Annotated in this window: 15 protein-coding genes; 3 read left to right on the forward strand and 12 right to left on the reverse strand. The window is 67.9% G+C overall.

The genetic code is table 11. The features are described 5' to 3' along the window. Positions 1 to 34: 34 nt before the first annotated feature. From glgC to QRN63_RS09550, 9 genes are all read right to left on the reverse strand, one after another. Entirely contained in the window at positions 35 to 1,273 is a 1,239-nt protein-coding gene (glgC, locus tag QRN63_RS09510) for a glucose-1-phosphate adenylyltransferase (protein ID WP_285030527.1), read from the reverse strand. 95 nt (positions 1,274 to 1,368) lie between these two features. After that, positions 1,369 to 2,169 (reverse strand): DeoR/GlpR family DNA-binding transcription regulator, encoded by an 801-nt coding sequence (locus tag QRN63_RS09515; protein ID WP_285030528.1) that lies wholly within the window; start codon positions 2,167 to 2,169, stop codon positions 1,369 to 1,371. 183 nt (positions 2,170 to 2,352) lie between these two features. Continuing rightward, positions 2,353 to 5,532, reverse strand: a complete 3,180-nt coding sequence (locus QRN63_RS09520) for an arabinosyltransferase domain-containing protein (protein WP_285030529.1) — start codon at positions 5,530 to 5,532, stop codon at positions 2,353 to 2,355. Positions 5,533 to 5,543: 11 nt separating this feature from the next. Then, positions 5,544 to 8,792, reverse strand: coding sequence for an arabinosyltransferase domain-containing protein (locus QRN63_RS09525; protein WP_285030530.1), 3,249 nt, complete (start codon positions 8,790 to 8,792; stop codon positions 5,544 to 5,546). 245 nt (positions 8,793 to 9,037) lie between these two features. Further along, positions 9,038 to 12,247 carry an arabinosyltransferase domain-containing protein gene (locus QRN63_RS09530; protein ID WP_285030531.1) on the reverse strand — a complete coding sequence of 1,070 codons (3,210 nt, stop codon included), beginning with the start codon at positions 12,245 to 12,247 and terminating at the stop codon, positions 9,038 to 9,040. An 11-nt stretch (positions 12,248 to 12,258) separates the two neighbouring features. After that, positions 12,259 to 14,121: a galactan 5-O-arabinofuranosyltransferase gene (locus QRN63_RS09535; protein ID WP_285030532.1), complete on the reverse strand. Its 1,863-nt coding sequence runs from the start codon at positions 14,119 to 14,121 to the stop codon at positions 12,259 to 12,261. Further along, entirely contained in the window at positions 14,121 to 14,900 is a 780-nt protein-coding gene (gene dprE2 / locus QRN63_RS09540; RefSeq protein WP_267319590.1) for a decaprenylphospho-beta-D-erythro-pentofuranosid-2-ulose 2-reductase, read from the reverse strand. The genes QRN63_RS09535 and dprE2 overlap by 1 nt, the downstream gene beginning before the upstream one ends. Positions 14,901 to 14,918: 18 nt before the next feature. Further along, positions 14,919 to 16,331 carry a decaprenylphosphoryl-beta-D-ribose oxidase gene (gene dprE1, locus QRN63_RS09545; protein ID WP_285030533.1) on the reverse strand — a complete coding sequence of 471 codons (1,413 nt, stop codon included), beginning with the start codon at positions 16,329 to 16,331 and terminating at the stop codon, positions 14,919 to 14,921. A 25-nt stretch (positions 16,332 to 16,356) separates the two neighbouring features. Continuing rightward, the gene (locus QRN63_RS09550; protein ID WP_410506147.1) at positions 16,357 to 16,818 is read right to left on the reverse strand and encodes a GtrA family protein; all 462 of its coding nucleotides are present in this window, start codon (positions 16,816 to 16,818) and stop codon (positions 16,357 to 16,359) included. A gap of 46 nt (positions 16,819 to 16,864) precedes the next feature. On the opposite strand from QRN63_RS09550, the gene QRN63_RS09555 reads away from it, so the two are divergent. Beyond that, positions 16,865 to 17,488, forward strand: a complete 624-nt coding sequence (locus tag QRN63_RS09555; RefSeq protein ID WP_267319589.1) for an HD domain-containing protein — start codon at positions 16,865 to 16,867, stop codon at positions 17,486 to 17,488. Here QRN63_RS09555 and pdxR read toward each other — a convergent pair. Continuing rightward, positions 17,478 to 18,896 carry a MocR-like pyridoxine biosynthesis transcription factor PdxR gene (gene pdxR / locus QRN63_RS09560; protein WP_285030534.1) on the reverse strand — a complete coding sequence of 473 codons (1,419 nt, stop codon included), beginning with the start codon at positions 18,894 to 18,896 and terminating at the stop codon, positions 17,478 to 17,480. The two genes, QRN63_RS09555 and pdxR, sit on opposite strands and share 11 nt — an antisense overlap. Positions 18,897 to 18,945: 49 nt before the next feature. Between pdxR and QRN63_RS09565 the strand changes: the two genes are divergently transcribed. After that, positions 18,946 to 19,428 carry a carboxymuconolactone decarboxylase family protein gene (locus QRN63_RS09565; RefSeq protein ID WP_267319587.1) on the forward strand — a complete coding sequence of 161 codons (483 nt, stop codon included), beginning with the start codon at positions 18,946 to 18,948 and terminating at the stop codon, positions 19,426 to 19,428. Here QRN63_RS09565 and QRN63_RS09570 read toward each other — a convergent pair. Continuing rightward, positions 19,397 to 20,296 (reverse strand): alpha/beta fold hydrolase, encoded by a 900-nt coding sequence (locus QRN63_RS09570; protein ID WP_285030535.1) that lies wholly within the window; start codon positions 20,294 to 20,296, stop codon positions 19,397 to 19,399. The two genes, QRN63_RS09565 and QRN63_RS09570, sit on opposite strands and share 32 nt — an antisense overlap. A gap of 80 nt (positions 20,297 to 20,376) precedes the next feature. Between QRN63_RS09570 and QRN63_RS09575 the strand changes: the two genes are divergently transcribed. Beyond that, positions 20,377 to 21,006, forward strand: coding sequence for a winged helix-turn-helix transcriptional regulator (locus tag QRN63_RS09575; protein WP_285030536.1), 630 nt, complete (start codon positions 20,377 to 20,379; stop codon positions 21,004 to 21,006). On the opposite strand, the gene QRN63_RS09580 is transcribed toward QRN63_RS09575, so the two are convergent. Next, positions 20,989 to 21,173 (reverse strand): hypothetical protein (locus QRN63_RS09580; RefSeq protein WP_285030537.1); only part of this gene is annotated, 185 nt, incomplete at its 5' end. The two genes, QRN63_RS09575 and QRN63_RS09580, sit on opposite strands and share 18 nt — an antisense overlap.

Here is a 21,173-nt window from a genome sequence, read left to right on the forward strand (position 1 = left end):
ATGTTCTACCTCGTGCTTCCTACTCGGTTGTTGGTCACGCGGTGACCCGTTGGCCTTTACCGACTACCGTCACACCGCCGTCGGATATGACGAAGCCGCGGGCCCGGTCCTGCTCTTTGTCGACGCCGACCTGTGCGCCCGGCGGGATCGCGACGTTCTTGTCGACAATGGCGTTGCGTACCACGGCATGTGCGCCGACCACGGTGTTGTCCAAGATCACCGAGCGATCCACGGTGGCGTGCTCCTCCACACGGACACCAGGTGACAGAACGGATTCGCGGACCAGCGCACCGGAGATGATCACGCCGTTCGAGATGACGCTGTTGACGGCGCGTCCGACGCGGTCGCCGTCGTCGTGCACGAACTTGGCCGGTGGGTGCGGCGGAATATGCGTCAGGATCGGCCACGCGCTGTTGTACAGGTCGAATGCCGGGACCACGGCACACAGGTCCATGTGGGCGTCGTAGTACGAGTCCAAGGTTCCGACGTCGCGCCAGTAGCCGCTGTTCTCGGCATGGGAGCCCGGGACCTTGTTGCTCTGAAAGTCGTAGACCTGGGCGAGGCCCTGTTCGACCATCATCGGCACGATGTCGCCGCCCATGTCGTGCTTGCTGAACTCATCGGCGGCGTCGGCGTGTAGCGCATCGATGAGCGCCTCGGTCGAGAACACGTAGTTGCCCATCGAGACGAACGATTCGCCGGGACTGTCGGGCAGTCCGGGCGCGTCGGCCGGCTTCTCCAGGAACGCCTCGACCTGCCGGCCGTCGGGTGCGGTCTTGATCACGCCGAACGCACTCGCCTCGCCGCGCGGCACCCGGATGCCGGCGACGGTGGCGCCGGCGCCGCCGTCGAGGTGCTGCTTGATCATCTGTCGCGGGTCCATGCGGTACACGTGATCAGCGCCGAAAACGACGACCAGGTCGGGTTTTTCGTCGTGAATGAGGTTCAGTGACTGGTGAATGGCGTTGGCGGAGCCGGTGTACCACTGCGGGCCCAGGCGCTGTTGTGCCGGCACCGGGGTGACGTAGTTGCCGAGCAGGCTGCTCATCCGCCACGTCGTCGTGATGTGGCGGTCGAGGCTGTGGCTCTTGTACTGCGTGAGGACGGCGATCCGCAGTACTCCGGCGTTCACGAGGTTCGACAGGGCGAAGTCGATCAGTCGATAGAGCCCGGCGAACGGCACCGCGGGCTTGGCCCGGTCGAGCGTCAGTGGGGACAGTCGCTTGCCCTCGCCTCCGGCCAGGACCAGGCCGAGGATCTTCGGGTCGGCCATGTGGATTCTCCTTCTGGGCAGCGGGCGATGCCGCGACGGGTCACCGACGGCAGACCGGTATGGATTCGTGAAAGCTGTTGCGGTGTAGGTGGATATCAGGCCTGCTCCACACTCACGCCGGCGGCGGAGAGTTCGGAGAGCTGACGGCTGTCGACGCCGGTGTCGGTGATCAGCAGTTGGATGTCTTCCAGCCGGCCGTACTGGGCGCCGCTGATGGCCCCGAACTTGCTGTGGTCGGCGAGCAGGATGCGGCGGTGCGCGCACGCGAGCATGCGTCGCTTCACGGCGGCTTCGGATGGGGCTGGGGTGGTGAGCCCGCGGTCGGTGCTGACGCCGTTTGCGCCCAGGAAGGCGACGTCGACGTTGATCTCGGCGAGCGCGCGGGCAGCCCAATCGTCAACCTCGGCAAAGGTTTTCGACCGGACCCGGCCACCCAAGGTGTAGACCGTCAGCTGCGGCCGGCTGAGCAGGGTCAGGGCCTGCGTCAAAGAGTTGGTGTACACGGTGAGTTCGCGATCACCGGGAAACAGTTCGACCAGTTGCGCGGTCGTGGAGCCGGCGTCGATCAGAACGGAGCCGCGCTCCGGAAGGTGTGCCAGCGCGGCCTTTGCGATGCGCGCCTTCTCGGCGAGGAACTCGGTCCGGGTCTCGACGGCCGGCTCGTAGGAGAGGTAGTCGACGCGCACCGCGCCACCGTGCACCCGCCGCAACAGGCCCTGGCGCTCGAGAAGGATGAGGTCCTTGCGGATGGTCTCGCCCGTCACGCCGAGCTCGGACGCGGTGCGGGCGGCGTCGATCCGACCGTCGCGGCGCAGCGTCTCGAGCAGTTGCTGTTTGCGCTGGTCGGCGTAGAGGGCGCCGGCAGCATCTCGGGAAGCTGGTCCGGGGTATGCCACGACACCTCCTCCTCGGTCTGTGATCTGCACCACTTGGATTTGATTGCTAATAATTGCGTTTAGTTGGGAATCTGTCAAGGGTGTGTGGGCATGCCGGTGGCCCCACATCGCCCCAAAAGACGAATGGCCAGCTACGACGCCTTTCGAGAAGGTGTGTCGTAACTGGCCATTCGGCGCAGCGATCTAGGGCTTGATGCGCATCTTGCCCGGTGACCACAGGCCGCTGTGGACCGCGGTGCCCAGGTCCAGCTCGGCCGTCGTGGCGTCCACAACCGGTGTGAACTGCCGCAGCGAGCCCCAGTCCCGGCCCCAGTCGTCGGACAGGTACGTCGACATCACGTGGGCCTTCAGCAGCACGTCGGTGATGCCCAGCAGGCCGCCGTTGATGCCGTCCTGCCAGGTATCGGTGTCCTGCTTCTTGGCGGTGTAGTCCGGCGTGATCCGGAACTTCGGCACCTCGGTCACGCCGTTGCGCACCAGCATCGGCTGCTGGCACGGGAACGCCAGGCCGACGGCCCAGTCCATCAACACCGGCTGGGTCTTGCCGATGTATTGCTGGACGGTCTTGAGCTCGGGCACGCGCGGCGGAGTGACGGCGATCCAGTCACCTTCGTTGAGCGAAAGGTTCACTGCCACAACGCGAACGTACGTGGCGTCGGCCGGAATCTCACGACGGTCGAAGCGGAGGTTGCGCCACGACGGCGTGGGGCCGATGTCGTAGGGCACGACGCGTCCGCCCGCGACGGGGTGACCGTCGGGTCCGGTGCGGCCGTACTCCAGCTCGACGGTCTGCCCTTCGGTGTGGCCTTTCAGTGAGCTGTTCCCGGTGATGGTGCCGGCGGCGGTGACGACGACCAGAGGATGCGCGGCATCGGCGGCGGGCAGGCCGTACCAGGCCGACGTCAGCTTGGCCTGCGAGTGCGGGCCGGTGGTGTAGGTCCCGGCGACGGGTACCCGCGCGGGGTCCAGGCCGTAGGGCAGCGGCACCGTCGACCCGTTGATGCCCGGTGTCTTGAGCTTGGTCGCGGCGTCCCAGTCCGAGTCGGTGCCCGGCATCGGGAAGTCGAGGCGAATCGCCTCGGCGACAATGCGATCCGGCACGCCGTTGGGCGTGAATCCGGCCGGACCGACGCCGCCCAAGGCACCCAGCGGTCCGTAGTCGCCGGGTTGCGGCGTCAGGAACCCGGCGTTCGCGTCAGGCTCCACCAGCACGTTGTCGGCCAGCCCGCAGCCGCCCTTCAGCGCCCGCAGGTTGCTCGCCAGGTTCGAGTACGTCGGGTATTCGCGCACCGCACCGATGGCCATAGATGCCACACACACCACGACCATGAACGCGGCGGCCAAGGGGATCGGTGCCGCCGTGACCAGCCGGGTGAGGCGGCCTTCGGGGCGGTCGCTGTTGAAGTGCAGCCAGAACGCCCACAGCGCGGTGATGACGAACAGCACCAAGAAGATTGTGCTGAGCTTGATTCCACCGACGGCAACCATGTCGTTGTTGAACGGCACGCCGTAACTCGACACGTACCACCAACCGTTGGTGGTGGCCGAAACCAGCGCCAGCAGGAACAGCACCGCCGAGGTGACGGCCATGCGGTTGCGCGCCGACTTCAGTACCGAACGCGACACCAGCACGGTGGCCACCGCCGCCATGGCGGCGCCCACGGCCGCGAACAGGCCGAAGTGGTGCACCCACTTGGTCGGGGTGAACATCAGGCAGAACATGGTGGCGAAGATGATGCCCATCAGGCGCCACACCGGTCCGCGGGCGATGCCGGGAACCCGCTTGCGCCGCAGGATCATGAACATCGACGTGAAGAGGCTGAGCGCGGTGAGCAGGAAGCCGAAGCGCCGGGTCATCGAGCCGTCGACCGTCGGCAGGAACAGGTAGTAGTACCGCAGATTCTCGGTGTACCAGGCCTGGCTGGGGCCGATGGCGGTGCGAATCCTGGTGGCCTCCAACACCCCTGCCGCAGTCTGGTTGACGAACACCACGGTCAGGACCACGAAGCCGGCGGCCAGCAGCGGCATCAGCAGCGGCCAGGTGCCGACCTCGCGGCGCCGCTTCACCAGGATGCGCAGGATCGGGCGGCCACCGGCCAGCAGTGCCGCGACGGCGATCAGGCCGGTTGGCTGGATGCCCAGGGTGAATGCCGCGCTGATGATGGCCAGGGCGGCCGGGGTCAGCCGGCTGGTGCCGATGGCCCGTTCGATCAGGACGTAGGTGATCAGGGCGCCGGTGGCGATCTGGCCTTCGGGGCGCAGACCGTTGTCGAACGGCATCCACGCGGCCATCAGGACCAGGCCCGCGGCCCACATGGCGGCCTTGCTGCCCGCCACCGCGGGTCCGAGCCGGGGGAGCACTTCGCGCGACAGAAGCAGCCAGCAGATGAGCGCACAGATCAAGTCCGGCAGGCGAATCCAGATGCTGGCGTCGCTGACGTGCGTCATCAGGGCCAGCACGTTGTAGTACCAGCCGAACGGATCCTCGGGGCTACCGAACCAGCGGAAGTAGTTGATCATGTACTGGGCGTGCGGTGCGACGCGCGCCATGCCCAGGATGTAGCCGTCGTCAGATGACCCGGCGCCCAACACATGCCACAGCAGGAACCCGCCGATCACGACACCGTCGACGATGTTGAAGGTCCGCCAGCGGCTGGGGATGAGCCGCTGCATGCGGCGCCCGTCGAGCCGGTCCAGCCGCCAAAGGGCCAGCAGCGCGACGATGGTCGCGGCGATGCCGCCGAACATGGCGGTGTACTTGATGATGGTCGGCCGGTTGATGAACCGGGTGTCGATCGTCGCGGACACCGAAAGGCCCTGCGGAGCAGCGCCCTTCAGGTCGGTGAAGATGCCGACGACGGTGGGCCGCAGGTTCGGGTCGGCGAACCCGGTGCGCAGTTCCTTGCCGTCGGTGCCGGTCAGCCCGACGAACGTCGCGAACGTCCCGTTCTTGTCGGAGATGATTTCGATGCGCGAACAACCCGGGGCGCCAATGGCTTTCAGTCGCGGAACGCTGGCGATCACCACGTTGCGGTCGGTGATGTCGACGCGACTGCTGGAGACGTTGACCAGCAGGCCATTGAGCGCGGCCTGCTTGCCGTCCTTGGGCACCGTGCCGAACACCAGCCCGCCCGAGGGCGGCAGCGTCCGCAGCACGTCGCACGGGATCGTCGCCTTCATCGTGACCGGCGTCTGCGAGATCAGCGGCGCGGTCACGTTGCCGAACTGGCCCTGCTGCGGCCAGTTCAGCTGCGCGGTCGTCTGCACCACCGGCAGCAGCGGCGTCAACGCCGACAGCACGAAGCCGATCAGGCCCGCGACGATCGCCACCCACCGGGTGACCTTGACTTGCTGTGCGTTCATTCCCGTCCCGGTCATGGCAGGGCCCGGATCGGGCCACGGCGGCTCCAGCCGTTGACGGTCATGGTGCCTTGGTCAATCGCTGCAGGCGGGGCCACGGACGGCGGCACCACCGGGTCGTACCGCTCGATGGAACCCCAATCTCGGTACCAGTCATTGCGCAGGTAGGTCGGGATGGTCGACGTCCGCAGCAGTGCCTGGATGAACAGGAACGGACCACCCTTCTGCGCGGACTGCCACATGTTCGACGACACCACGACCTGCTTGGTGTTGGGCAGGATGCGGTACTTCGGCAGCTCCGCCACGCCGAGGTGCTCGGAGAACGGGCGCTGGCAGGGGAAGTTCGCGGCGGTGGCGATGTCCATCAGGATCGGCGTCTGCGACCCGAGGAACTGCTGCGCGCTCTGCAGCGTCGGGACCCGCGGCGGCGTGAACCCGAACCACTGGTCCTCGGACAGGTTGGGATCGTCGGCGACGATGCGCGCGACGTTGGCCTCCGGCGGCGCCCACTTCAGCGGGAAGCGCAGGTTGCGCCAGGCGTACTGGGCGAAGGTGTCGATGGGCTGAACCTCGGCGAGGGCCTGGTAGCTGCCGTCCGGCCGGTGCACGCCCCACTGCAGCTTGAGCGACTGGCCGTAGTGGAACTCGTGCTCTTCGTCGTAGTACCAGATGGCGCCGGCAGCTGCGACGGTCACCAAGGGACGGTCGGCGGTCCGCGGCGGCAGTTGGTACCAGGCGGAGGTGGCCTTGGCGGCGACGCCGTTCTCCTTGAAGCTGCCCATCACCGGGGTGCGGGCCGGATCCAGGCCGAACGGCAGGAACACGTTGGAGCCGTTGACGCCCGTCGGCCCGTAGCCGCCGCCGGTGCCGGCCGCGAAGGCGACGCCGACGTTGGGCTTGTTGGGTGACCCGTCGGAGTTGACGGTGCCGGGGTTGGCGACCACCGGGTGCGGCGGTGCGAGTGAGTCGCTGATTCCGTTCGGCGTGAAGCCGACGGGGTTCTCGCCGCCCAGCGGTCCGTACTTACCCCAGGTCTGGCCGGGCACGGGTTGCAGCGTCCCGGCGTTGGTGTCGGCCTCGACGAGCACGTCGTCGGCCATGGCGCAGCTCTTGTCGGACAACCCGAGTGCGTCCAGGTTGGCCCGCGCGGTCGTGTATTGCGGGTAGCGCTGTACGAAGCCCTTGGCCATCGAGCCCACTTCGAGCACCACCATGATCACCGCGACGATCAGCAGCGGCGTCGATGCCAGCGCCCGGTTCCGGCGGGTCTCGGCGACCTCGGTGTGCCCGGCGTAGTCGATGCGGAAGTGCAGCCAGCCGGCGAGCAGCGCGGAAATGATCGCCAGGACCAGGAACATCGAGGTGACGGGGTGGCCGGCGAGCACGGGCTGCCGGTCGAACCACGGCACGCCGTAGTTGCCGACGTAGAACCAGCCGTTGATGCCGGACGTCGCCCAGGCCAGCACGAACAGCAGGGCCGTCACGTACAGCGCGAGGTTCCGTCGGCTGTGCAGCCCGACCGTCGCGAACGCGAAGGCGATGATCGCGCCGAACGCACCCGAGAGCCCGGCGAACGCACCGAACTGCACGGCCCACTTGGTCGGGGTGAAGTGCATGAGCAGCAGGCCGAGCATGGTGCTGCCCAGCAGGCGCCACACCGGCCCGCTGGCCAGACCCGGGACGCGGCCCTTGCGCAGCAGCAGCGCCAGGGTGGCGAACAGGCACAGCAGCAGGATCAGGACCGAGAAGCGGCGGGTCATCGAGCTGTCGACGCTGTCCTCGACAGTGAGGAAGTAGTAGCGCAGGAATTCCTGGTACCAGGAGATGGTCGGGCCGACGGTGTACTTGATGCGCGCCGATTCGGCCACGGTCGCCAGGGTCTGGTTCCGGAAGATCACCGTCAGGATCAGTGACGCCGACGCGGCCAGCGTCGCGATCGGGGCCAGCAGACCGGTTCCGGCCCGGCGGCTGCGGATCGTGCGGACCAGAGCGCGGGCGCCGACGAGCAGCGGGGCAAGCGCGATCAGGCCCTGGGGCGCCGTCGTCGCGGTGAACGCCGCCACGATTATCGCGACGGCCGCGGGGGCCAGGCGCCGGGTGGCGATGGAGTATTCGATGAGCACCCAGGTCGCGATCACACCGAAGGCGATCAGCGGCTCGGGGCGCAGGCCGTTGTTGAACGGATACCAGGCGGCCAGGAAGACAGCGGCCGCGGTCCAGATCGCAATGGCGTTCGAGGACACCCCGCGGGCGCCCGGGCCGAGCCGCGGCAACACCCAGCGCGACAGCAGCGTCCAGGTGGCAATGCCGGCCAGCAGCGCGGGCAGGCGCATCCACACGCCGGCGGTGCTGACGGTCGCCATGTGCGCGAGCACCGACTGGTACCAATCGAACGGCGCCTCGGAGGTGCCGAAGTAGCGGAAGTAGTTGGCGACGTAACCGGCCTGGCTCGAGACCCGCGCGATGGTCAGGTTGTAGCCGTCGTCGGAGGAGATGGCGCCGATCAGGTGCCAGCCCACCAGGCCGAGGAACACCGCGATGTCAGCGAGCCAGTGCCAGCGACTCACCTTCCAGAAGCGCTGCCAGCCATCGTGCACGCGGCGGCTGTCGAGGCGGTCCAGCAGCGCCAGCGCGGCGATCGAGACCAGTGTCAGCAGCACACCGAGCGCCATGGCGGCCGACTTCACGAACGTCGGGACCACGATGAACCGGGTGTCGACGTCGACGCGCGCGGACAAGCCGGGCTGTGCGGGGACCTTGAGACCGGTGAAAATGCCGGCCACCTGAGGCTTCTTCTCCACGCTGCCGGTGCCGGCGGCGCCGGGCAGGCCGATGAAGTCGGCGCCGACGCCGCTGTTGGTCGCCCAGAGGTGCAGGTTGCTGCACTTCCCGATGTCGGCGCGCTTGGCGACCGCGGCCACGGTGTCCCGGAACGCGACGACGACGTCGGTGGCGTTGGCCCGGACGAACAGACCGTTGCGGCTGGCGTCGATGCCGTCGGGCGGGATCGTCGAGAAGACCAGACCCCCCTCGGCGGGAAGGGTGGCGATGGCCGCGCACGGGATGGAGACATCCAGCGCCAGCGGCGCACCCGACACCAGCGGGGCGGTGAGATCAGAGACGTTTCCGCTGGCATTTGGGGCCTGGGGCCACAAGATGGTCGCGGTCGTCTGCTTGACGGGCAGCAGTGGGGTCAGCGCGCAGAGCAGCAGACCGGCAAGGCCCGCGATGATCGCGACGAGACGGGCAGTCCTGGCAGGCACGAGGCTCAAGACTAGGCGACAGTTATATGTGGCCTGGGCCACTGACGGGGAATGTCGAGCTAGTTGGCCGGAATGTGACCCTCAGTAGAGCTTGCTGCCCTGGGCAGATAGCCGGAAGCCGTGGGTCTTGAAATCCTCGAACTCGGGATGTTTTGGCATCGAGCCTGACCGCACGGCGATTTCCGCGCCGGTTCACCGCCGCCCAGTCAGGAACGGGCGCACCAGCAGAGATCCGGCCGAGGCTACTAGGAATGCCGTAGCGGCGCCGGGGCCCACCAGCCACTGCGGGTGGCGGTCCCGAGGTCGATCTGGGCCGGGCGCGCGTCCGGGTAGTACTGGGTGAACTGCTGCAGCGAGCCCCAGTCCCGGAACCAGTCGTTCTTCAGGTAGGTCGGCACCGGGGTGGCCTTGAACAGCAGTTCGGTGATGCCCAGCGGCCCACCGCCGAGGTAGTCCATGACGGGCGAGTTGGCCTCGGCGCCGAAGCGGTCCGGCAGGATGCGCCACTTGGGCACCTCGGTGACGCCGTTGTCGTGGCCGAACGGGCGCTGGCACGGGAACGCCAGGCCGACGAGCCAGTCCAGCATCACCGGGTCCTTGGAGCCGACGACGTCCTGCAGCGTGCGCAGCTTCGGGATACGCGGCGGGGTCAGGGCGATCCAGTGCTGGGGCGCGAGGTCGTCGTCGGTGGCGACGACGCGGATCAGGGTGGCGTCGGGCGGGATGGCGGCCATTGGGGCGCGCAGGTTGCGCCAGGCGGGTGCGGCACCGACATCGGCGAAGCCCACGGCCCCGGCGATCTTGCCGGCCGCGGCCTGGGCGTCGTTGGCGTACTCGACGCGCACCTCGCCCTGGTTGAAGCGGCCTGCGGCAGCGGCGACCAGCAGTGGGCCGGCCTGATCGCGCGGCGGCAGCCGGTACCAGCCCGAGCGCATCCGCGCCGGGATCTGGACGCCGGGGCGCCAGCTGCCCAGCACCGGGGTGGTGGCCGGGTCCAGGTTGTAGGGCAGCTTGGCCCGGGATCCGTTGACGCCCATTCCGGCGGTGGTGCCGCCTTCGGTGCCCGGCTCGGCGCCGCTGACGGGGCCGCCGTCGTTGTCGGCGAAGTTGGTGCCGCCGGGCGGTTCCATGACGGGGTCCGCGGACACGTCCGCGGGAATTCCGTTGGGCGTGAAGCCTTCTGCGCCGCCTGCGCCGAGCGCGTCACCGACTGTCCCGGACTGCGGGACGAGCTTGCCGGCGTTGGGGTCCTGCTCGACCATGACGTCGTCGGCCAGGCCGCAGGTCTTACCGGTCAGCGCCTGCAGGTTCGAGCGACCGACGGACCAGGCCGGCCACTGCTGCGTCATGCCGAGGGTCAGGGACAGAACCTCGAAGAACACGATGATCCACGACGCAATTGCCAACGGCGCCTGGGGAATCCGGCGACTGACGGCCCTCTCGGGATCGTGGTCGTAGAAGTGCAGCCACGCGGCCCACAGCAGGGTCAGGAACGACAGGCCGAACAGGAAGGTGGTGAAGCCGAAGTGCCACTCGGGGAACTGATTCGACCACGGCACTCCGAAGTTGGAGACGTACCACCAGCCGTTCACCGTGGCGAATGACAGTGCCATGACGAACAGCACTGTCGCGGCGAACATCGCCCGGTTGCGGCGTGACCGCATCGCGACTGTGCCGACCGCGATGGCAGCCAGTGCGCCCAGCGAGCCGGCCAGCCCGGCGAACACCCCGAAGTGGTGCGTCCACTTGGTGGGCGTGAACATCATGGCCAGGAACGAGATGATGGTGATGCCGACGATGCGGCGGGCCGGTCCGGCGGCAGTGCCCGGAATTCGCCCCTTGCGCAACGACATTGCGAGCGACACCGCCAGCGCCAGCAGCAGCGTCAGCACCGCGAAGCGGCGCGCCACCGAGCCGTCGGGGCTGGTGGTGAACAGCCGCTCGTAGCGGATGTGCTCGTCGAACCAGCTCAGTGCGGGGCCTACGGTGGTCTTGAACGAGCTGGCGTCGAGCTCGGCGGCCAGCGTCTGGTCGCGGAAGATCAGGATGGCCGTCACCGTGCCCGCCGCGAGGATGGGCGCCAGCAGGGCCAGATAGCCGAAGCGCGAAGTATGCCGCGCCACAATCGTTTTCAGCGGGCCGACGGCGACCAGCAGGGCACCGATCGCGGCGATACCCGTCGGGCCGGAGAACAACGTCAGGGCACCGATGATGATGGCGATGGCCACCGGCAGCAGCCGGCTGGTGGCGACGCCGCGCTCCACCGAGCACCACGTCAGGAGGATGCCGAGCGCGATGATGGGTTCCGGCCGGATGCCGTTGTTCAGCGGCAGCCAGAACGCCAGGAACATGCCCGCCGCGGTCCAGGCGGCGGCGCGGCTGTTCTTGACAGCGTGACCGAGTCGGGGGAGCACTTCGCGGCTGATCACCCACCAGCACGCCAGGGCCATCAGCAGTGTGGGCAGGCGCATCCAGATGCTCGACGTGGAGACGTGCGCCCACAGCGCCAGCAGGTCGTAGTACCAGCCGAACGGCGCCTCCGGCGTGCCGAACCAGCGGTAGTAGTTGGCCATGTAGCCGGCATGCTCGGAGACCCGGGCCATGGTCAGGATGTAGCCGTCGTCGGAGGTGTTGGCGCCGACGAAGTGCCACCACACCAGGGTCACGATCACGACGCCGTCGAGCGGCTTGACCGACCACCAGCGCGACGGCAGGAACCGCTTGTGCGGGACGCCGTCGGCGCGGTCCAGCACATGCAGGGCGCCCAGTGCGACGACGGTCAGCACTACGCCGAAGATCATCGTGAGCATCTTCAGCAGCGTCGGGGACGTGCTGTAGCGCGAGTCGATGGTCGCCGAGAACGTCAGACCCGGCGGGGCCGCGCCGGACAGGTCGGTGAAGACGCCGACGATCTGCGGGCGGAAGTCGTAGCCGCTCAGCTCGCCGCGCACCGGCTTGCCGGGGTTCCTGTCCTTCGGTCCTTGCACGAGGCCGACGAGCTCGCCGGTGACCTTGTCGGCGTGCGCGCTGAACTTCAGTTCCTTGCACGCGGGGCTGAGCACCTGGGTCAGCGGCGCGCTGACGACCGGCGTGTTGCGCACGATAACCAGCAGGTCGCCGCCGACGCGCTCGATCAGCAGACCACGGTCGACGGCCTTGGGTGCCTGCTTGGGCACCGTGGACAGCAGCACGGTCTTACCGGGTGCGGTGGGGTCCAGCAGTCCCTCTGCTGCCGAGCACGGGATGGTGATGTCGAGGTCGGTGGCCACGTAGCCGATCAGCGGCGCGTCGACGCTCTTGAGGACGCCCCCCTGCGGCCAGTTCAGCTGCGCCGTGGTCTGGTTGACCGGCAGCAGCGGCGTCGCCATTGCCAGGAACGCGCCGAGAAGTCCGGCGACGATCGCGATCCACCGCGCTGTGCGGTGATTGCGCTCTACCTCAGGTTCCCCGGCCACGGGGCTAGATGTTAGTGGCCGCTACGGATGGCCAGCACAAACGGGCCGACATCGGTGACCTGCCAGTGCTTGCTGTCGAACAACCGCTCGTCGAGTGCCACCTGGTAGCGGCGCACGTTTGGCTGGTTGGGGTAGACGTCCTCGGCCAGTCGCAGGGTGTAGGTGCCGGTGCCGCCGTGACGCATCAGGAACACCGTCGGCGCCTGCCAGGGCAGCGTGTCGAGGGCCTTGACGAAGTCGTCGGGGCTGGTCATGGTCGCCCAGCTCTCGATGGCGCCGGAGCGTTCCTTGAACTGCGCCAGCGGGTTGGCGTAGTGCGACGTCAGTCCCTGGAACCCGTAGTAGGGGTAGTAGGACAGGAAGCTGTAGTCGGCGGTCATCACGACGGTCTCGTTGCGGGGCTTGCCCGTCGTCGCGGTGATCTTCCGGTCGATCTCCTGGTAGAAGCGCTCCGAGCCGGGGGGACGACGGTCGGCGCGCTGGCCGTAGCCGTCGGTGTCGGTGTAGGCGACAGCGATGTCGGGCCGCAGGATGTCGGGGATCGCCTGGCTGAACGACACCGCGCCGATCGCGCCGATGACAGCGGCCACCGCGATGATCCGGTTGGTGGTCGGCTGGGCGTACCGGTTCGCGAGCCCGCGGGCGGCCTCCAGGAAGCCGAAGGTTCCGGCCGCGACTAGCAGCACCAGCAGAGTCGGCTGCAGCCGGAACGACAGCAGCGTGGTCCGGGCCAGCGTGGCCAGCATCGACAGCAGCGCCCACGCGTACACCGAGACGACCGCCATCCCCAGAGCGGCAGCGCGGGTCGAGGTGCGGCCCTTGACCACCAGCCACAGCGTGCCGACGAGGCACATGACGCCGAGGAGGGTGGCGTCGAGCATCGGGAAGGTCAGCTGCGCGCCGGACATCGGCAGGTAGTGCTGCGCGGTGCCCTTGTCGGCGGGGTGGCCCTTCAGTACGGCCAGGTAGTACGGCGCCCAGTGGATGGCGGCGATGACGCCGGAGATGACGGCGATGACGGCGACCCGGATCAGCGGTTGGATCTGTCGTCGGGACGCGGCCAGCAGCAGCGCCATCAGCGTGAGAGTGAACGCGGCAAAGCCGAACAACAAGGTGTAGAACAGTGCGGCGATGCCGAGGAAAATCCCGGTACCGAGGATCGCGGCCCAGCCCCGGCCGGTTGCCCTCAACCCGGACCACGCGAGCACGAACACCGGCGGCAGCAGTACGACGAGAACAGCTGAGTACGGCTCGGTGGCGGAGTACGCCAGCGTGACGGCCGCGGTCGCTGTAGTGACGGCCAGGGCGTACTCGAAGCGAATCATGGCCGCCCACAACACGAATGCGGCCACGATCGCCGCGGTTATCGTGACGACTGCCCACGGCTTGAACATCTCCCACGCCGGGGTGCCGGTCAGTGCGGCCACCCGGCCGCCGAGCCAGAACCAGCCCGACGGGTAGTACGGCGGCAGCCCGAGGTACGTCATGTCGTGCGGCACAGCGGTATCCGCGAGCCGCGTCAGGTACTCGGTGCGGAACTGCTGGTCGACCGAGATGCCGAACAGGTACAGCTTGGTCGCGCCCAGCGGCATGCCGAGGGTGACGACGGAGAACGCGGCCAGGAACGACGTGGCCGCGACTTTGGCGCTCCTGCGCCAGCCGCGGCGCCACGCCCAGCCCGCGAGCAGCAATCCGATCAGCACGGCGCACTGGCCGGCGGTGGTCAGGGCGTGCAACTGGTTCGACGAGTTGAACGCCGGCCACTGCACGCGTGCAATCGCTTGCAGCGCAACGACCGCGATGATCACCGCCAGTGCCATGGCGGCCAGCATCTGGCCGCTCACCCTGGCGCTCGCGGCCAGTGCGCTGCGCATCAGAGCGGGAGTTTGCGGAAGATCGACCGCGGGATGTGCCGGATGACGGCCATCAGGTAGCGCACCGGATTGGGGGCCCAGATGAGCTCCTTACCCTTGGCGGCGGCAGCGACGGCCTGGTTGGCGACGTCTTCCTTGTCGACCGTGAACGGCGCCTCCTTGGCGCCGGTGGCCTTCCAGTGCTCCAGCGTCGTGGTGGTGCGAACCTGGCCGGGACGGATGACCAGCACCCGAACCCCGAACTCCCGCAACGCCTCTCCGAGGCCCAGGTAGAAGCCGTCGAGGCCGGCCTTGGTCGAGCCGTAGACGAAGTTGGAACGACGGACCCGTTCACCGGCGACCGATGACATCGCGATGATCTGGCCGAAGCCCTGCGCCTTCATCTTGTCGCCGACCAGCACGCCGACGGAAACCGCTGCGGTGTAGTTGATCTGGGCGGTCAGCACGGCCTTGGACTGGTTCTGCCACAGCTCCTCGGCATCGCCCAGGACACCGAACGCGACGATCGCGACGTCGACATCGCCCTGCTCCCAAGCGGATTCGATGACCGCGGGGTGCGACTTGGTGTCCAGTGCATCGAAGCCGAGGTACACGACCTCCTTGGCGCCGGCCGCCTCGATCTGGGCGATGGCGGCGTCGCGCTTCGGGGCGTTCGGCAGGTCGGCGAGGATCACGCGGGCCTTGGCGTTCTTGAGGTAGCGCTCGACGATGGCCAGGCCGATCTCCGAGGTGCCGCCGAACAGCAGAATGGTCTGCGGGTTGCCGGTTGCGTCAATCATGGGTTTCCTTTTCAAGATTCAGAGGAGCTCGAGCCGGCGGGCCATGTCGGAGGCGAACACGCCGTTCGGGTCGGCTTTGCGGCGGGTGGCGATCCACTCGTCGATCCGCGGGTACATCTTGTGGAAGCTCTCGGCGCTGACGCGGGAGTCCTTGGCGGTGTACACGCGACCGCCGAATTCCATTGCGCGCTTGTCGAGTTCGTTGAGGAACTCGTTGACGCCGGGCCGGTTCGGGAAGTCCAGGGCGACGTTCCAGCCCTGCATCGGGAAGCTCAGCGGCGCCTTGTTGCCCGGGCCGAACAGCTTGAAGACGTTCAGCGCCGAGTACTGCTTCTGGGTGTGCATCCAGCGGATGATGCCCTTGAATTCTTCGAGCGCATCTGGGGGAACCAGGAACTGGTGCTGCGCGAAACCTGCTGGTCCATAGGCATATTGCCAGCCCGAGGTGATGTCGAGCATGTGGTAGAACTGCGTCAGGTTGACGATCTTGCCCTGGTAGTTGCCGCTCATCCGGTAGAACGCCTCGCCGATCATGGAGAGCGAGAGCTTGTTCATGAAGCTGACCGGGAACAGGTTGGGGATCGACGGCAGCTGGGGCGCGGTGAACTTCAGCGGATCCTTGGCCAGCTTGGCGGGCAGCTGATCCACCTTGGCCAGGCTGCCGCGGCTCACCGCGGCGCGGCCGAGCTTGGGCTCCGGGCTGATCAGGTCGAACCAGGCGCTGGAGTACGTGTAGTTGTCCTCGCTGCCGTCCTGGTGGACCGCGACGGTCTCTTCCAGATCGTGCGTCGCGATGCCGTCGGCGATGAAGTATGCGCTTTCTGTGCGCGTCATCTTGATGCGCGCGCGGATCACGATGCCCGTCAGCCCGTTTCCGGCGACGGTGGCCCAGAACAGCTCGCTGTCCGGTCCGTCGGGGGTGAGGGTGTGCACCTCACCGTCGGCCATCAGCAGGTCCAGCGAGAGCACGTGATTGCCGAAGCTGCCCGCGCTGTGGTGGTTCTTGCCGTGGATATCGGAGGCGATCGCACCGCCGACGGTGACCTGCCGGGTACCCGGCAGCACCGGTACCCACAGCCCGAACGGCAGCGCGGCCTTCATCAGCTGGTCGAGGCTGACGCCGGCGTCGACGTCGGCGATGGCGGTCTCGGAGCTGATCGAATGGATCCGGTTCAGCGCCGTCATGTCGACGACGATGCCGCCGCCGTTGCACGCCTGGTCGCCGTAGGACCGGCCGAGACCGCGGCCGAGGATGCCTCGGCGCAGGTGGGCGGGGCTGGAAGAGTTTGCGTCCGCGACCCGCTTGACCGCCTCGGCGATCACCGACACGTCGGGCGTGGACAGCACGTTTGTCACGGACGGTGCCGTGCGGCCGAACCCGGTGAGGGCGCGGCGCGTCAGGGGCAGCGTGACGTCAGGCTGGGTAGACATAACGGTCAAAGGGTACCGGCCAACGTCACTTCAGCCGGAAAATCACGGCTCGCTGCACCACGAAGTTGATCACTGTCGCCGTGCCCTGGGCGATGACGAAGGCCACCGGCCGCCGCCAGGATTCGCCCGCGAATTGCAGATAGAACAGCTGATTGATGCCGACCTGCAGTCCGAAGGTGACTGCGTACAAGGTCACAACCGCGATGAAGCGCGCCCGGCTCGGTTCGGCCTGGAAGGTCCAGCGGCGGTTGATCAGGTAGGCCGTCGTCGTGCCCGCGATGAAACTGAGCGTCTTCGCGATGAGCGTGGCCCGCGCGTCCGGCATGCCGTTGGCCACGAAAACGAAGCTGAGCAGCACGTACAGCCCGTAATCGACCACCGCGGACAGGCCGCCGGTCACGATGAACCGCCACGCCTGCGTCACCAGGCCCAGCGACGCCTCTACGGCTTTCTCGGCACTGTGTTCGGCGTGGTGTTCGGCGGGGATGTCCACTGGCTCGGCCACCCGGGCAGCTTACGTGCACCATGGACACGTGACCGATTTGCTCCAGGCATGGCACACACTGCTGGCGCGGCATTCGTCGTCGCCGCGCGTCGACGACGTCGGGGCGGCTCTACTGGACCGCTGGGCCGAGCCGCACCGCAGTTACCACGACCTGAGTCACCTGCGCGGCATCCTGTCCGGTGTGGACGCCCTGGAGGAGTTCGCGGACGATCCTGACGCGGTCCGCCTGGCGGCCTGGTACCACGACGCGGTGTACGCGGGGCAGTCCGACGACGAGGAGAACAGCGCCCTGCTCGCCGAGTCGGATCTGACCGAGCTGGGTGTGGATGCGGCATTCGTGGCGGAGGTGGGCCGCTTGGTGCGGGTGACCATCACCCACGATCCCGCGGTCGACGACCACAACGGCCAGGTGCTGTCCGACGCCGACCTGGCGGTGCTGGCGGTGCCGCCGGCCGATTACCAACACAACACCGCCCGCGTGCGGGCCGAGTACGGCCACGTCAGCGATGCGGATTTCGGTCTGTGGCGCGGCCGGATGATCGCGGCGATGCTGGCCGGGCCGTCGCTGTACCGCACGGATGAGGGGCGACGGCTGTGGGAGGACGCGGCTCGGACCAATCTGAAGGCAGAGCTCGCGGCGCTCAGCGGCTGACGGCCTTCAACACGTCGTGCAGCGCGTCGATCGCCGCGTTGAACTCGTGATCGGCGGGCGTGCCGAAACTCACCACCACGCCGTCCTGATGTGGGGTGTCCGCGGCGTCGGGGTGCCGCAGGAGCGCCAGCCCGGACAGCGCGATGCCGGCGTCGGCCGCGCGCCGCATGACCTCGTGTTCGGTGCCGGCCGGCAGCCGGATCAGCGCATGCAGGCCGGCGGAGAGTCCACTGATCTCGACATCCAGACCGGACAGTTTGGCCGCCAACGCATCTCGCCTGCGGCGGTAGCTGTTGCGCATCCGGCGAATGTGCTTGTCGTACTGGCCGGATTCGATGAAGTCGGCCATGGTCAGCTGGTCGATGGCGTTGACGTAGAACTGCTGCCCGCCTGCGGCGGCGAGTACGGGGTCGATCAGGTTGTCGGGCAACACCATCCAGCCCAACCGCAGCACCGGTGCCAGGCTCTTGCTGGCGGAGCCTAGATAGGCCACCCGGTCGGGGTCCAAGCCCTGCATCGAGCCGATCGGCTGCCGGTCGTAACGGAACTCTCCGTCGTAGTCATCCTCCAGGACATAGCTTTTCGTGCGGACAGCCCATTCGAGGGCGCGCGTGCGCCGGGCGGGGTGCAGCGGTACGCCGTGTGGGAAATGGTGCGCCGGCGTGAGTAGAACCGCTGCGGCGCTGCTCTGTTCGAGATCGTCGACGACGGCACCGTGGTCGTCGATCCGGATCGGCACGGTGCCGGCGCCGTTCTCGGCGATGGCGTCCCGGAACAGGAACAGGCCGTAGTTCTCGACCGCAATGGTGTTGGGCGCCAGCGCTTTCGACAGCAGCTCGACGGCGTGGCGGGTGCCGGCGCAGATGACGATCGATTCGGCCGTGGTGCGGACGCCGCGGGCCCGGGCCAGATAGGTGGCCAGCGCGGCGCGCAGTTCCGGGCGCCCGCGGGCGTCGCCGGTGCGGAGCGCTTCGGTCGGGGCGTTGGTCAGGGCCCGTCGCGCCGAGGCCAGCCAGGCCTGCTGGGGGAACGCCGCGACGTTTCCCGAGCCCGGCATGAGGTTGTGCGTGGGAGTGCCCGGTTGGGCGCGTTGGATGATCGGCGCCGATTCGGTGTGCGAGCCGATGACCCACGTGCCCGCGCCCTGGCGCGAGCTCAGCCAGCCCTCGGCGACCAGTTCGGCGTAGGCCTCGGCGACGGTGTTGCGGGCCAATCCGAGGTCGGTGGCCAGCGATCGGGATGGCGGCAGCATGGTGCCGGCCGCCAATCGGCCCGACCGGACCGCGTCTCGTAGTGCCTGGATCAGGTGGTCGCGGGTGCCGCGCCGGCCCGGCTGGACGGTCTGCCCGAGGTCCAGATGCAGGTCCAGCCCGGCACTGTTCGCTTCAGAATTGGCCCATGAAACCACGTCTGAATTGAACCATGTTCGCGGGTTTTTGATAGCTAACGTGGACACCATGACCGAGACACTGAACGCACCGACCACCACCGCCCACGCCAAGCGCATCGATATCTACGAGGCCGCTCCCGAGCTCTACGCCGGGATGATGGCCTTCAGCAACGCCGCGTCCAAGGAGCTCGATTCGACCATCGGCGAGCTCATCAAGATTCGCGCCTCGCAGCTCAACCACTGCGCCTTCTGCCTCGACATGCACGTCCACGACGCGCGCCGTTTCGGCGAGACCGAGCAGCGCTTGGCCCTCGTCGCGGCCTGGGAGGAAGCCGGTGACCTGTTCACCGAGCGCGAGCGGGCCGCGCTGGCGATCACCGAGGCCATCACCGATCTGAGCCATGGCCCGGTTCCCGACGATGTGTACGCCCAAGCGGCCGCCGTGTTCACCGAGCGCGAGCTCGCTCATGTGGTCGGCATGGCCGCCGTCATCAACTCGTGGAACCGGCTGAACGCCGCTACTCGGAAGGCTGTCCCGCGCCGCCGCTGAACGCGCGGATCGCGGCGGCGAATTCTTCGGGGGCGTCGGACTCGACATAGGTTCCGGCGCCCTCGACGATCACGGTCGTGTGGTCGGGGAACGTCGCTTCCAGCCGTTCGCGCTCCTGGGTCCGGAAGGCGATGTCGGCGTCGCCCCAGATGATGAGCGTCGGCAGGTGGGCGAGGTCCGGCAGCCCGGCCTCGACCTCCGCGAAGAAGTTCCGGCTCGTCAGCACGCGGCCCGGAAGTACCGCGGACGCCTGACGCCGGTCCGCGGTGTCCAGCGCACGACGGTAGTGGTCCATCTCGGCGTCGGTGAGCTTCCGCCTGCGGTGGCCGGTGGGGATGAATGCGTTGACCAGCAGATTGAACTGCCGGACCAGGAAGCGTGTCGGAAGTCCGCCCATGATGCGGCCGAAAGCTTCGAAGTGCAGGTCCCCGTTGACCGGCCAGGCCCAGGTGTTCGCCAGCGCCAGCTGATGGAAGACCCCCGGCCGCCGCTGCGCCACTGCGAGGCCGATCATGCCGCCCCAGTCCTGTCCGACCAGCGTGACGTCCTTCAGATCCAGGGCTTCGACAAACGCCGTGACGACATCGGCGTGCTCCTCGGGCAGGTAGCGGTAACCGGGCCTCGGCGTCGAGAGCCCGAAGCCGGGATAGTCGAGGGCGATGCACCGAAAGTCTTTGCGCAGCAAGCTGATTACGTTGCGGAACAGGAATGACCAGGTCGGGTTGCCGTGCAGCATCAACAACGTGGGGCCTGACCCTTCGTCCACGTAATGCACGGTGTTGCCGTCGATCTCGATGAAGTGGCTCTCGAACGGGAACAGTTCGTCGTCGACCCAGGCGGGCCGTGTGCTCTGAGCGGTGTCGGTCATGGCAACCCCTGTCGGATCAGCTTCCGGGTATGCTTGAACATCTCATAATCACTTGAGAAACTCAAGTAATAGGAGGGTGGATGCGCAGCTACGACCAATACTGTGGGCTCGCCCGTTCGCTCGAAATCGTCGGCGACAGATGGAATCTGCTGATCGTTCGGGAACTTCTCATCGCACCCGGTCGCTATCGCGATCTGATCGCCCGGCTGCCCGGGATCGCGACCAACCTGCTCGCGGATCGGCTCCGGGACCTCGAGGCCGCGGGTGTCGTCGAGCGGCGGCTGGCCGGCGAGGGCAGTGCGGTCGAGTACACCCTGACCCCGTGGGGCGCAGAGCTGCGTCAGCCGATCGAGAGCCTGCTGCGCTGGTCCACGCCGTTGATGATCAGCGGTCCCGCCGACAGCGATTCCTTCCGGCCGGAGTGGCTGACCCTCGCCGTCCCGGCCCTGCTCGACGGCCGGGTCAAGGTCCGCTCCGCCGTGACGCTCGGCCTCGTGATCGGCGACCAGACCCTGCAACTGCGCGCGACCCGCTCCGGCTTCGACGTCGCTCCGCATGACGGTCGCAAGCTCGACGCTTCCGTCACGGCCATCCCCGCCTGCATCCTCGGTCTTGCCGCGGGAGCTCTCAGCCTCAGCGATGCCCGTGCCCTCGGACTCGTCGAAGTCGACGGCGATGAGGCCGCCGTCCGATCAGTTTTCGTCGCCTGAGGTTGACGCTGCCGGCGGCGGGATGTCTTGCCGCTCTGCGGATTCGGCGGCCTCTGCGGCTTCGCGGGCGGCTTCGCGTTCTTGGCGTTCTTTGCGTTGGCGCTCGAAGGCCTCTTGCGCGGCCTGCTGAGCGTCGATGTCGGCTTGGTTGAGGGCGCGCTCGTAGG

The sequence above is a fragment of the Mycolicibacterium sp. lyk4-40-TYG-92 genome, from assembly GCF_030209435.1.
Taxonomy (GTDB): Bacteria; Actinomycetota; Actinomycetes; order Mycobacteriales; family Mycobacteriaceae; genus Mycobacterium.